Annotated in this window: 11 protein-coding genes and 1 pseudogene; 2 read left to right on the plus strand and 10 right to left on the minus strand. The window is 42.9% G+C overall.

Features of this window, described 5'->3' with window-relative positions; translation table 11 throughout:
• Positions 1 to 110, plus strand: a pseudogene (locus FNW02_RS40165) (IS982 family transposase); the annotation flags it as partial.
• A 183-nt stretch (positions 111 to 293) separates the two neighbouring features.
• On the opposite strand, the gene FNW02_RS19650 reads toward FNW02_RS40165, so the two are convergent.
• The 3 genes from FNW02_RS19650 to FNW02_RS19665 form a co-directional block, all read right to left on the minus strand.
• Positions 294 to 737 carry a hypothetical protein gene (locus tag FNW02_RS19650; RefSeq protein ID WP_191759195.1) on the minus strand — a complete coding sequence of 148 codons (444 nt, stop codon included), beginning with the start codon at positions 735 to 737 and terminating at the stop codon, positions 294 to 296.
• Between the two features lie 433 nt (positions 738 to 1,170).
• Complete coding sequence (locus FNW02_RS19660; protein ID WP_191759197.1) at positions 1,171 to 1,500, minus strand: type II toxin-antitoxin system RelE/ParE family toxin; 330 nt, start codon at positions 1,498 to 1,500, stop codon at positions 1,171 to 1,173.
• Positions 1,484 to 1,774, minus strand: a complete 291-nt coding sequence (locus FNW02_RS19665; protein WP_162398900.1) for a type II toxin-antitoxin system Phd/YefM family antitoxin — start codon at positions 1,772 to 1,774, stop codon at positions 1,484 to 1,486. Before FNW02_RS19665 ends, FNW02_RS19660 begins: the two co-directional genes overlap by 17 nt.
• 204 nt (positions 1,775 to 1,978) lie before the next feature.
• Between FNW02_RS19665 and FNW02_RS19670 the strand changes: the two genes are divergently transcribed.
• Positions 1,979 to 2,773, plus strand: a complete 795-nt coding sequence (locus FNW02_RS19670; RefSeq protein WP_191759294.1) for an LmeA family phospholipid-binding protein — start codon at positions 1,979 to 1,981, stop codon at positions 2,771 to 2,773.
• Positions 2,774 to 2,928: 155 nt separating this feature from the next.
• On the opposite strand, the gene FNW02_RS19675 is transcribed toward FNW02_RS19670, so the two are convergent.
• From FNW02_RS19675 to FNW02_RS19705, 7 genes are all read right to left on the minus strand, one after another.
• Positions 2,929 to 4,320, minus strand: a complete 1,392-nt coding sequence (locus FNW02_RS19675) for a UDP-glucose dehydrogenase family protein (protein WP_191759198.1) — start codon at positions 4,318 to 4,320, stop codon at positions 2,929 to 2,931.
• A gap of 139 nt (positions 4,321 to 4,459) precedes the next feature.
• Positions 4,460 to 5,392 carry a UDP-glucuronic acid decarboxylase family protein gene (locus FNW02_RS19680; protein WP_191759199.1) on the minus strand — a complete coding sequence of 311 codons (933 nt, stop codon included), beginning with the start codon at positions 5,390 to 5,392 and terminating at the stop codon, positions 4,460 to 4,462.
• Between the two features lie 388 nt (positions 5,393 to 5,780).
• Positions 5,781 to 7,916, minus strand: a complete 2,136-nt coding sequence (locus FNW02_RS19685) for a cation:proton antiporter domain-containing protein (RefSeq protein WP_191759200.1) — start codon at positions 7,914 to 7,916, stop codon at positions 5,781 to 5,783.
• A gap of 143 nt (positions 7,917 to 8,059) precedes the next feature.
• Entirely contained in the window at positions 8,060 to 8,716 is a 657-nt protein-coding gene (locus FNW02_RS19690; RefSeq protein ID WP_191759295.1) for an HAS-barrel domain-containing protein, read from the minus strand.
• Positions 8,717 to 8,796: 80 nt separating this feature from the next.
• Positions 8,797 to 8,994 (minus strand): NAD(P)H dehydrogenase subunit NdhS, encoded by a 198-nt coding sequence (locus FNW02_RS19695; protein ID WP_191759201.1) that lies wholly within the window; start codon positions 8,992 to 8,994, stop codon positions 8,797 to 8,799.
• 248 nt (positions 8,995 to 9,242) lie between these two features.
• The gene (gene rodA, locus FNW02_RS19700; protein WP_191759202.1) at positions 9,243 to 10,556 is read right to left on the minus strand and encodes a rod shape-determining protein RodA; all 1,314 of its coding nucleotides are present in this window, start codon (positions 10,554 to 10,556) and stop codon (positions 9,243 to 9,245) included.
• Positions 10,557 to 10,624: 68 nt separating this feature from the next.
• Positions 10,625 to 11,695, minus strand: coding sequence for an Mrp/NBP35 family ATP-binding protein (locus FNW02_RS19705; RefSeq protein WP_191759203.1), 1,071 nt, complete (start codon positions 11,693 to 11,695; stop codon positions 10,625 to 10,627).
• Between the last annotated feature and the right edge of the window lie 326 nt (positions 11,696 to 12,021).

A 12,021-nucleotide genomic window follows, 5' to 3' on the forward strand; every position in this document is an offset into this window, starting at 1 on the left:
GCAGCCCCGTTAATTTTTGTGTTAACGTTTTATGCGGATTAATCGCTTATTGTCATCAACCTAAGAAACCTAGTCTTCAACTGGAGTGGCTCTTGCCTTCTTATCTTTAACCCGAACTCAGGTTAACCATTGAATTGAATTTTCATCATTAGGCTGATTCCACCATTTCCAGTAAATTTTTTGTTCATCAATATCTTTAGATTGAGTAATATAAAGACCTGTAGAAAAGCAAAGTTCATTGGTAATTAATCCATAAAAAGGCGGATGCCATTTTTTTATTTCTAGATCATCACTTACACATTTTTTTGCCAATCTGTCGAAGGAGTAAGTAGTGATAGTACTTCTTGGCGAAGCCCTTCATAAAGATCACGAAATATCCTATGCGAAATTGGAACGTGTGCAAGTTTATTGCGTAGTGAATTTATCGCTTTAAGCCTATCGAGCCTCTTAAGATCATTACCTTTAAAACCTTTTACTGATTCAATACGTTGCCAAGCAGTGAGAAATGCTAAAGAAGGATTCTCATCAGGAACTTTTTCAAGGTAATCTTTGACACAAACGACAAATGAACATTCAAATTGCTCATCAAGCTTTAAAAACCAACTGAGAAAATCGAGCCATGCACCAATACTTCCACGAAGACAGCCTACATTATCTGAATCAAAATCAGGCTCACCAGCATCATCCTGTTTTATACCTGTAACTAATGTTCGTAACTTATTCAATTGCTCGCTCATATTTGGTTGTTCTTGCCAAATAACTAAAAGCCGCGTAGCTAAAGCCGCACTGAGTGTTACTACCAGTGACTCCTCAATATGGATCAATCAATCGCCAAGTGTGTTCGTATATTGCTGTAGGGCTCTTAATTAGGCGACGGCGATAAGCTTCATAAGCATTCGCGATAGGTGTCCACAGTTGATATTGAATCCCTTTTGCCATTAGAATCATTTCTCTTAAAACTACTCGGAACAGCTGCAAATCATCTCTAAGCTGGCTCAATAATTGCCCTTATGCACCAGCAAAGGAATAGCAGCAGTTCTTGCTGTAGTTATCCTTATATACCAATGCTTGACAAGTTCTAAAATATCTAGCTGAGTGGTAGTTGGCACTAGTGATAGGCTTCAAGATTAATCTTGTTTCAGTATTCCCACTTGTAAGCGACCAATAACACTATTCTTCCTCATCTACTTCATCAGCTGTCAGGAGTGCTTGTGAACTATGGCGCACATAAAGCACATAAACAGTGTCTTCACGAATTGTGAACAAAATACGGTAGATATTTTTTGACTTGCCATAGAAAAGTTGACGCACTTCTTCAGAAAATACCTCATGTTCTAGAGCTAACGCACACCGACGAGGTTTTTCTTGAAGAGATGCAATAGTATCCATCAACCCTCTAAACCACTGATCTGCATAAGTTGGGTTGTACTCTCTCAACCACAGGTATGCTGCCTCAATTTGAGCATCTACTGTCTTGGTTGTCCTAACTTGAAATGCCATATTTCTTCTGCATTTCTTGTTCAAATTCCTCAACAGGCCTTGTTCTACCTGCCTCTACATCCTCCAATCCTTTTCTGATTCCCGCAATTGTTTCCAACTGTTCCAAAAGCTCTAGAAGTTTCTGGTAAGATTCAGCATCTTGAACAACTAGTTCTGCTTTGCCATTCACAGTTAACACCACGGGTTGTCCAGTCTCTTTCATTTGCTGAATAAATTCAGAAGTATTGCGCTTGAAGCTTGAGAGGGAGTGAATATCTCGAACTATGTTCAGCATGGCTTTGATTATGCATTAAATTTGCACTAAATATAATGCTAACATTCAGATTATTTAATAATATCAGTAATATTTGACACATTCTACTTGTTACCATCAGCCATCCTACGCCTGCTCATCAGAACAATTAATCACGGGATCGCTTGCTGTATTCTTCATGATTTGTTACAAAAGTACAAAGTACTTCTAGAAACGCAAAACCACATGTTCGGCGGACTTACTGGTTTAACAGATCCTAAAGGCACAGACTGGGGAGAGCGGATGCTCAACACAGTCGCTAGCCAAACGATTCGCCACCTGTTTACCCAAAGCGAGTCAGTAGAAGTCTTTGTGCGCTGCTATCCCTCCAGCAAACTGTTGCAAGGCAGCATTGATAGCTTCAAAATGAGCGGTCGTGGCTTAGTCATCCGTAGAGATTTTGCGGTAGAGGAGATGTCTTTTGAAACCGATGCGGTTGCTATTGATTTCGGCTCGGTTTTAAGGGGAAAACTAAGTCTCAAGCAATCGACCCAAGCGATCGCCCAGGTAATTCTATCAGAAGCAGGCATCAACCAGGCTTTTAATGCTGAACTGGTGAAAAAGCGCCTGCTGAATCTCTCTCTACCAGCCTTGACGGAATTATCTGGGGGTAATCCAGTCTCTTTTACGGAAGTCCAGGTAAAGTTATTGCCTGAAAATCGCTTACAGATTTCAGCAAAGGCAGATTTGAATAACGGAGAAATTGTACCGCTAAGTATGATCCTAACTATAGGTATTGAAAGACGGCGGCGGGTTTCTTTCAAAGCTCCGAAAATTGAACTTGATGATGTTCCAGAAGCGAAAAAGGAAATTTCGCAGTCCTTGAGCGTGGTACTAGCAGAAATTTTAGATAATATGGTCGATTTGGATCGCTTTGACCTCGACGGAGTGAAAATGCGACTCAATCGATTAGAAACTGAGGGTCAAAAATTAATTTTCAGTGGTTATGCGGAGATTGAGCGTATTCCAAATAGTGCTTAGGACAATAATATTATGCAAAAGTACTAAGAAAAACTTTACTTTGCGTGAGCTATAAAACAAATTAAATGCCGCCTAGATCTTTCTAAGCGGCATTTTGATTAGTTGAATATTGAATTAAAAATCAAAAGTCTGGTGATTTTTTAATTCCTAATTCTCTATCTTCCCACGCCTACATATTGGAATCCGGCACGCACCATTGTTTCGGGATCGAGGAAGTTACGTCCGTCGATAATTACGGGATGGCTCATCAATTGGGCCATCTTGACATAATCAAGAGTGCTGAACTGTTGCCATTCAGTCACAAGTACCAAAGCATCACAACCGTCAGCAAGTCTTTCAGCATCGGTTTCTACTAGCACACCCGAAAGACCATGACGCAGACCTGTTTGGGAAACAATTGGATCGTAGGCTTTAACTTTAGCTCCTAGTCGGTTGAGTTGCTCAATCAGGTTAAGTGCTGGAGCATCGCGTAAATCGTCAGTATCAGGCTTGAAGGTCAGGCCAAGTAACCCGACTGTTTTACCTTTGAGGATTTTCAGAACTTGCTGAAGTTTTTCTAGAGCAATTAGGCGCTGGCGTTCATTGACACTGACGGCGGCTTTCATAATTTGGGCTTCATAGCCATAGTCATCAGCAGTATGAATAAGGGCGGCGACATCTTTGGGGAAACATGAACCACCCCAGCCGATGCCAGCTTGTAAGAATTTGTTACCAATACGGGAGTCTAGACCGATGCCTTTTGCTACTTGAGTGACATCAGCACCGACGCGATCGCAAATATTCGCAACTTCGTTGATAAAACTAATCTTAGTTGCCAAAAAAGCATTAGCAGCGTATTTGATCATTTCCGCCGAGCTGAGATCTGTTGTCAGAATTGGGACAGCAGGTAAAGATTTGTCATTGGCGTACTGACGCTCCACAATTGGGGCATATAGTTCTTGCATTAAAGCGATCGCTCTTTGGCTATTGCCGCCTAGTACAATGCGATCGGGGTTAAAAGTGTCGTACACTGCCGAACCTTCGCGCAAAAACTCTGGATTGCTGACTACATCAAACTGGGCTGCAATTTCAGGCAATTTTTCATCACTCAATACTCCACCTGCGGGTACTAGTGTTTTCTGGCGTTCAGCGATGCCATCCAAAACAATCATCCGCACCCAGTCACCTGAACCAATGGGCACAGTAGATTTATTCACGATTACCTTGTAACCACCGTTCAGATTTACCCCAATACCACGAGCTACAGCTTCGACATAACGGGTATCACTTTCACCAGTGGGCAAAGGTGGTGTTCCCACAGCAATAAACAAGATTTCCCCGTGGGCGACTCCGGCGGCGATATCAGTAGTGAACTCAATCTTCCCAGATTGAATCGCTGACTGCATAATTTCCGAGAGTCCCGGCTCGAAAATTGGGGACTGCCCAGACTTCATTAACTTGACTTTTTCTTCGTTATTATCTACGCAAATTACATCATGCCCGATATGAGCCAAGCAAGCGCCTGTTACCAAACCAACGTAACCAGTACCAATTACGCAAACACGCATTTTATTTAACTCCTCGCTTTTTTGGGGTTAGTCTTCAAAAAAAAGTTGTCAATATTAAACCTGCAACTGCCGAGAAACCCGGCTATCAAAGTACGAGCTAAAGATAGGATTTAGCTTGCACGAAAGTTATGAGCGACGCTCAATCGCTCTTGATGCGATCGCGGAAATCTTCTACTGTCAGTTTTAACCCCTCTTGCAGAGGAATGGTTGGTTCCCAATTTAACAAGGTTTTAGCCTTTGTAATATCGGGACGGCGACGACGTGGATCATCAGAAGGCAGTTGCTCAAACTTAATTTCTGCATTTGGATTCACAAGATTTTGCACTGCCTGCGCTAGTTCTAGAATGGTATATTCATCAGGATTACCCAGATTCACTGGGCCTACGTAGTCACCATTCATCAACCGCATCAGTCCTTCTACTAGGTCAGAAACGTAGCAGAAACTACGGGTTTGTGTACCTTCACCGTACACAGTTAAAGGAATACCCTGTAAAGCTTGAACTATAAAATTGCTCACTACACGACCATCGTTTTCAAACATCCGAGGGCCGTAGGTATTGAAAATCCTGGCGACCCGAATCTCAACTTTATTTTGTCTGTAGTAGTCAAATGACAAAGTCTCAGCAATTCGTTTGCCTTCGTCATAACACGAACGCAGCCCAATGGGATTGACGCTACCCCTATAGTCTTCGGTTTGGGGATGAACTTCTGGGTCTCCGTACACTTCACTTGTGGAAGCCAATAAAAATCTAGCTTTCACACGCTTGGCTAACCCCAGCATATTCAGCGTTCCCATCACGTTAGTTTTAACGGTTTTAACTGGGTTGTACTGGTAATGTACTGGAGAAGCAGGACAAGCCAAATGATAAATTTGATCCACCTCTAGCCGAATTGGTTCGGTAATGTCGTGGCGAATAAGTTCAAAGTACGGATGATTTAGCCATTTAAGGATATTGCGCTTATGACCCGTGTAGAAATTATCCAAGCATATTACTTCATGCCCATCGGTTATTAGTCGGTCGATGAGATGGGAACCAATAAACCCAGCACCGCCCGTCACCAAAATTCTCATAGTTTCCCAGTTACTTACGGATATTTGATTCAGCTATTGCACTTGTTTTTAGATTACCCAGATTAGATGCAAAAATACAGGACAAAAAGGGCTAACTAAAAGGGATTTTTGGACTTACCAATTTTCCTACGTATGCAATTTTGTTATATTTGTACTAGCTTGCTGAGCAATTCAATTAGCAAAATAACAAACATCTTCTAAAAATTGTCAGTTTTTTACCTAGAATTCATCAAATCTTCAACAAGATAAAGTGTTTTTAGGGGTATCTACGGTAGTTTTTAATTGGATACAACAACCCACTAATAAAAATAGGGAAAATTCAATATTCAATCTTCAAAATTACTCATACAGATGTGGCTACGAGAAAATACTTAAGTAGATATCTTTTTTAGATAGCAGATGTAGTGCTGGGAACCCCAGCGGGCATAACTACTGTTTGAGTGCGTTGTGGCTCTCCGAGCATGACAATTGAACAGGTGAGCTGGCTAGCCAATTGAGTTGTGACATCGCTAATGGCTAACCCTCCAGGACTTGTACGATTACGTATAAAAGGCAAAACTACCAAATCATATAATCGTGCTGCCTGCAAAATCGCTTGGGCAACATTTTCATGAGCGATAATTTGAATTTCTGGGGAATTTTGCACAGCCAATTTAGACACCAATAGCGAAAGATGCGATCGCTTGGCAGCAATTTTACTGGAACTAGTGCGGCGATCGCACACATTTAATACAGTAACTTGAGCTTGATTTGCTTCTGCCAGCATTTGGGCAAATTGCACAGGGTGTAATGTCGGTGCGATTAAATTTTCTACTGGGACTAAAATGCGCTGAATTTTTTTCGGTGATTCCATTAGACGTGTCACTGCCACCGGGCAATGGGATGCCCAAAGAACACCATCAATAACATTGCCAAATAAACGCGCTCTCAATCCAGTACGTTTACCCCAACCCATCACAATTAAACTAGCTTTTTGTTCGCGGGCAGCTCTGCTAATTCCCTGAGCAAAGGCATCATCAATCCGTAGCAATGGTTCTACTTCTACACCCAATACTCGGCTTTGTGCCGTGGCTTTTGTCAGTAATCGTTCACTTCGTTGCAGAGACGCTTCTAACTGCGGTGCATCCATGTGAGCAGCAGCGGTAGCGATCGCTAATGGTACAATTGTGCCATTTGTCTGACGCGCTAATAATGCCGCCATTTCAATCAAATACTGTTGCGTCTGAGGATTATAGAGCGGTACGACTATAGTAAAAGCACTGTTTATTTCTTGTGTATTCTGTTCAGGTAATGTTGTTGACGCTGGTTTCTCAGCTGATGGAGAAATTAAACCAACAGCTATTCGACTAGTAATCAAGGGCCCTAAAGTTGATGTAACAAGCATTAAGATAATTACGCTATGTAATACTTCTATTGGAAGCAACCCAGCCCGATATCCTACTAACGTTGCTGCTAACGTTGTGCTAACCTGGGGAACTGACAACGACCACATCGTTAGCATTTCTTGCCAGTTATAGCGGTAAAGCAATTTTGTCAAAAAAGCTGCTATAAATTTACTGGCAATCAAACCAACTACAATTAACAGCGTTAACTTCAGTGTGTCTAAGCTGTTCATCAAGGTAGGTAGATTGATCAGCAGGCCAAGGTCAACAAAAAAAATAGGGATGAACAGTACACTGCCGACAAATACCACCTTTTCTTTGACTAATCCTTCACCCACAGCTTCATTAACCGCCAAACCCGCTAAAAAAGCACCAACAATTTTGTCTACCCCAATTAATTGAGCTCCCACAGCGGCGAGAAACACAGAAAGCAACACAAATAAAAACTTATTTCCTTCATCGTCTCCAGACCGCCGGAAAAATTCTTTGCCTGCCCAATCAAAGCCCACCAAAACGGCAACGGAGTAAATAGTCAACCAACCCGATAAGGTGAGTAGCTTAGCAAAGCTAAATGTCCCAGCCTGAGCGAAGGCTACACAAATGGCTAATACCAGTACTGCGCCAACGTCTGTAAAAATCGTAGCTCCAATTGTGACAGTGACGGCTTCATTGTTTACCACTCCCAGGCGACTGATAATGGGATATGCCAAAAGGGTATAGGAAGTAAATAAAGAGCCAATTAATATTGAAGTATTCCAACCAAAGCCAAATATATGCCCTACTAAAGTTCCCAACACCAGGGGTATACTAAAGGTCAAACCACCAAACCCGAAGGCACGACTTTTCCGGCGACGGAACTGCTCTATATCAATTTCTAGCCCAGCTACAAATAGTAAATAAACTAATCCAATTTCTGATAGTAGGTTAATCATCGGCGAGTTGGACTCGAAGAGATTCCAGCCTGAAGAACCAAGTACTAGTCCAGAAAAAACTAAACCCACTAATCCTGGTAGTCTTAGCCGTTCAAATAGGATAGGTACGATTAAGATAACCACCAGTAAAATAGCAAAGGGAACAATCGGTTCCTTGCCCAGAACTTGGGAAGTTGGTTCCAGAGCAAGAACTTGTAATATCAGTTCCATAAGTAGCGGTTGAAGGAGCTATTGTAAAGCTGCGATTACCTTTAAAGCGATCGCCTAATTGATATAAATGTAGAAGCTGCTCTGACAAAAAATAAAAAAAGCCTAATTTACACTACATAGGCAATTGTCGAAGAACTAACTACCTATGGGTGGATTTGACTCAAAATGAACCGCAAGCGATCGTAGTCGTCTTTGAGCAGCACACTCAGAGTACGTCCAGCTTTAATTAGCCATTGTCGATCTGCTTTACGTAACTGATAAACTTCTCGAATGGCAGCTGCCGTTAAAGACTCTAGTGGCGCACCGTTGATACAAAGTAATGTCCGCAAAAAATCTAGTTCTTCAGTAAATTTAATGATCGCTTCTGGTTCACACTGATAGACGGCTTGATGAATTTGCGGTGGACGAGGTGGTAGATACTGATAGACCCTTTGGTGATAACTCTTAGTATAAGAAAGCTGCTCAAATCCCACGATCGCTGCACGGAATTCCGTTCTGAGCATGGCAAATATCTGGGGTTGTTCCTCGCGTAAATCCTGCAATGATAACCCCAAAGCTCTGGCTCGGTGTACAGAATCTATAGGCATAGTCGTAGCATAATATACTATGCCGTAAACCTGATTGCCGGATTCTTCATCCACAGAACAGACCCAACTACCAAAAGGTGGCATGGATGGAAAACTTAGATCTTCCGGTTCCAAACATTGTGCGAGAAATTCGGTAGTAGTAGTCTCGATCACCTCCGCAATATGGTTAGGGTGGCGATCGCCTCTGTCAAACTGTGGTAGGGGAAGGCGCATAATAGTCAAAAGTCAATGATCATTCGTTATTCGTCATTTGTCCTTGCCAAATGACAAATGACAAAGGACAAATGACTAACTTATTTCGCTTTTTTACGTCCGGCTGTAGTTTCTACAAGTTCCAACTCAGCTAGGCGGAAGGTAATTAATTTATCCCAATTACCACCTTCAAACAGCACGGCTACCTTGCCATCACTTACCCGTTGCACGAGTCCTTCATAGCGATAATAGGTATCTGCGGGATTTTTGACACGAACAGTTGCTCCAGGCAGGATCATGATTTTTAGCCTCGCTTGTTTCCTGTTATTAGCTTAATACTTGTCATTAGCCATTAGTCTTTTATCTTTGGTTCTTATCAAATGAACGCCAGTTGCTACAACGGGGAGGCAGCCGCGTGGGCGGTGAGTGCAGCCACACGTGCGGCTCTGCCGCCGAGTGGACTGCCGAACCCGGAGGGGTTTCCCGACTTGAGCGGACTGCCGTGGGAACCCCCGCAACGCACTGGCTCCCAATGACTAAGGACGAATTAATAATACTTCTGACGTTGTCGAAAATTTGCTACCGATTCTACTATTCCCAAAGAAATGAAATTGGTCAGCATGGCTGAACGTCCATAACTCATCCAAGGTAAGGGAATGCCTGCTACTGGTGCTAAGCCAACGGTCATGCCAACGTTAATAATTAGCTGAAACACAATCATGGATAAAACGCCAATAGCCAACAAAGAACCAAAGTTATCTTTGGCAGTTTGGGCGACACGCAGTAAGCGGTAGCAAATTAGGCAGAAGACAAACAGCACTACTAAACAACCAACAAAACCAAATTCTTCGCCCACCGCGGAGAAAATAAAGTCTGTATGCTGTTCGGGTACGAAATTTAGTTGCGTCATTGGGCCTTTGAACAGACCCCATCCCCAAATTTCGCCAGCACCAATAGCTATCCGAGATTGGATTAAGTGATACCCAGCGCCGAGGGGATCGTGATCAGGATTGGTAAATACAGTCAGCCTAGCCTTTTGATACTCTTTCAACACATGGTTCCAGGCAAAAACTCCTAATTCGCCACCCAGGATATTGAGACTCCAAGCACCGATGGCACCAAAACCAAATCGACGCCAAGGAAGAGTCCGCCAGCCAACAATTGCCATAGCAAATGACCAAGCTAATCCTAATGCTCCAAAAGATAGCTCTTTAAATAAAACTATTGGCTCTGAAAAAGGCCAAGGTATACTGAACAAAATGGCAGCAACCACAGGAGAAATTAGCAGAATTAGCCAGCCTGGGTTAGCATTTGCCCAGTACAGCATCCCTAAGACGATCGCTCCAAATATCAGTGATGTTGCTAAATCTGGCTGCAAAAATATTAGTGCCCAAGGTATGGCGGTGATTGCTAGGGCGCGGAAAACACTTTCGATACTAGAGGCAGTACGCCTGTGCAATAAAGCTGCTAAGGTGATAATTATACCGACTTTAGCAAATTCCGAGGGTTGCACGTTGAAGCCAGCAATAGGAATCCACCGCTGTGCCCCTTTAGCGCTAGTACCAACAAACATTACGGCAAGCAAACTGAGATTTGTCAGCGCGTATGTGACCCAATGCCACCGTATTAGATGTTCATAACGACAGCGAGCTAAAAATAGCGCTATCACTACACCAATACCTGCTACCAGCCAGTGCCACCACCAGTCTGTTACTGGCTGCTTCAGTTCCGTACTGAGAATCATTACGCCGCCAAAGATGCTTAAAGCAATTGGCAAACAAAGTAATAGCCAGTCTACGTACTGCCAGGGTTTAACCCAAGACTTCCAGCGATTTTTAGGAAGCGAACGTTTTAACAACATTGTGCGATTTTAGACTTTAGCTTTATTCCTAGGTTTTAGTCTAGGAATCAGGTAGGAATCAAACCTTATTATGACAGAGCAACAACTGATACTTTGCCAGCAATATTGAGAGCGATCGCTGTTAGTGTTTTTGCGGAAGCAGAATCCGGATCGGCAACAACTATTGGCACACCATTGTCACCACCAACTCGTGTAGATATTTCTAGTGGCACGCACCCCAATAGTGGTACTCCTAACTCAGCCGCCGTTTTGGAGCCACCGCCGGAACCAAAAATGTCATATTGTTTATCGGGCATATCTGGTGGAATAAAATAGCTCATATTTTCCACAATTCCCAACACTGGTATGTTCAACTGCTGGAACATCCGTAATCCCTTACGTGAATCTAACAGTGCTACGGTTTGCGGTGTGGTGACAATGACTGCCCCTGCCATCGGGACTGCTTGCGTTAAAGTTAATTGAGCATCTCCGGTTCCTGGTGGCATATCTACAATCAAATAGTCCAGTTCACCCCATTGCACCTGATAAAGAAACTGGCGGATTACTCCGTTGAGCATTGGCCCTCGCCAAATCACTGGCTGATCTCGGTCAATCAAAAAGCCCATTGAAACTAATTTGACGCCATGATTAAAAGCAGGTTCCAGGATTTCACCTTTTTCAGTTGAGCGTACGGTAATTTGAGCATCAGCCAGACCGAGCATTGTGGGGTCATTGGGCCCGTAAATATCAGCATCTAGCAAGCCGACTTTTGCTCCTGTTTGCGCCAAAGCCACTGCGACATTTACCGCTACCGTACTTTTACCAACACCGCCTTTACCGCTGGAAACAGCAATAATATTTTTGACTCCAGTCACTCCAGTGCGATCAGGCAAGCTTTTTTGCTGCGGTGTTTCTGCTGTCACCTCTACACTCACATCTGTAACACCTGGTAGCTTTTTAACAGCTTTTTGACAATCTTCAACAATAAATTCACGTAAAGGACAAGCGGGAGTGGTCAACACCAAAGTGAAGCTAACTTTGCCACCATCAATTTTGACGTTGCGAATCATATTCAGTTCCACCAGACTCTTACGGAGTTCTGGGTCTTGCACTGGTTGCAAAACTTCTAAAACAGAGCGCGAATCGAGGACATCGTACATAAAAAAATTCAAAATTAATAATTCAAAATGAAGAAATAAAATTGTGGCGTGCGTCCTGGCTATAGACCAGATACAAATTAGAGCAAGGGCAGTTTAGTATTTTCACTGTTACTGCCATTACCAATACTTAGCGGATTTTCATTATCACCTACTAGAATCTTACTTTCTTTAGGCAATGGAGATTAGGAATTTAGAGATTAGAGATTGGGGAGCAGGGAAAGAGTAGAAGAGGGGGGAGCAGAAGAACTGGGGGAAGATAAAGCAATTGTTTTTTTCCTTTTCCCCAGTCCCCATTGCCCCTTATCCCCAGAGGGGGCCCCGAGTTT

This window comes from Komarekiella delphini-convector SJRDD-AB1 (assembly GCF_014831675.1).
In the GTDB taxonomy this organism is placed as follows: Bacteria; Cyanobacteriota; Cyanobacteriia; order Cyanobacteriales; family Nostocaceae; genus Komarekiella.

What these genes read in the sequence shown, in the direction of transcription:
- FNW02_RS19650 (WP_191759195.1), bottom strand. Translation starts at nt 737, where the DNA reads ATGAGCGAGCAATTGAATAAGTTACGAACATTAGTTACAGGTATAAAA.
- FNW02_RS19660 (WP_191759197.1), bottom strand. Translation starts at nt 1,500, where the DNA reads ATGGCATTTCAAGTTAGGACAACCAAGACAGTAGATGCTCAAATTGAG.
- FNW02_RS19665 (WP_162398900.1), bottom strand. Translation starts at nt 1,774, where the DNA reads ATGCTGAACATAGTTCGAGATATTCACTCCCTCTCAAGCTTCAAGCGC.
- FNW02_RS19670 (WP_191759294.1), top strand. Translation starts at nt 1,979, where the DNA reads ATGTTCGGCGGACTTACTGGTTTAACAGATCCTAAAGGCACAGACTGG.
- FNW02_RS19675 (WP_191759198.1), bottom strand. Translation starts at nt 4,320, where the DNA reads ATGCGTGTTTGCGTAATTGGTACTGGTTACGTTGGTTTGGTAACAGGC.
- FNW02_RS19680 (WP_191759199.1), bottom strand. Translation starts at nt 5,392, where the DNA reads ATGAGAATTTTGGTGACGGGCGGTGCTGGGTTTATTGGTTCCCATCTC.
- FNW02_RS19685 (WP_191759200.1), bottom strand. Translation starts at nt 7,916, where the DNA reads ATGGAACTGATATTACAAGTTCTTGCTCTGGAACCAACTTCCCAAGTT.
- FNW02_RS19690 (WP_191759295.1), bottom strand. Translation starts at nt 8,716, where the DNA reads ATGCGCCTTCCCCTACCACAGTTTGACAGAGGCGATCGCCACCCTAAC.
- FNW02_RS19695 (WP_191759201.1), bottom strand. Translation starts at nt 8,994, where the DNA reads ATGATCCTGCCTGGAGCAACTGTTCGTGTCAAAAATCCCGCAGATACC.
- rodA (WP_191759202.1), bottom strand. Translation starts at nt 10,556, where the DNA reads ATGTTGTTAAAACGTTCGCTTCCTAAAAATCGCTGGAAGTCTTGGGTT.
- FNW02_RS19705 (WP_191759203.1), bottom strand. Translation starts at nt 11,695, where the DNA reads ATGTACGATGTCCTCGATTCGCGCTCTGTTTTAGAAGTTTTGCAACCA.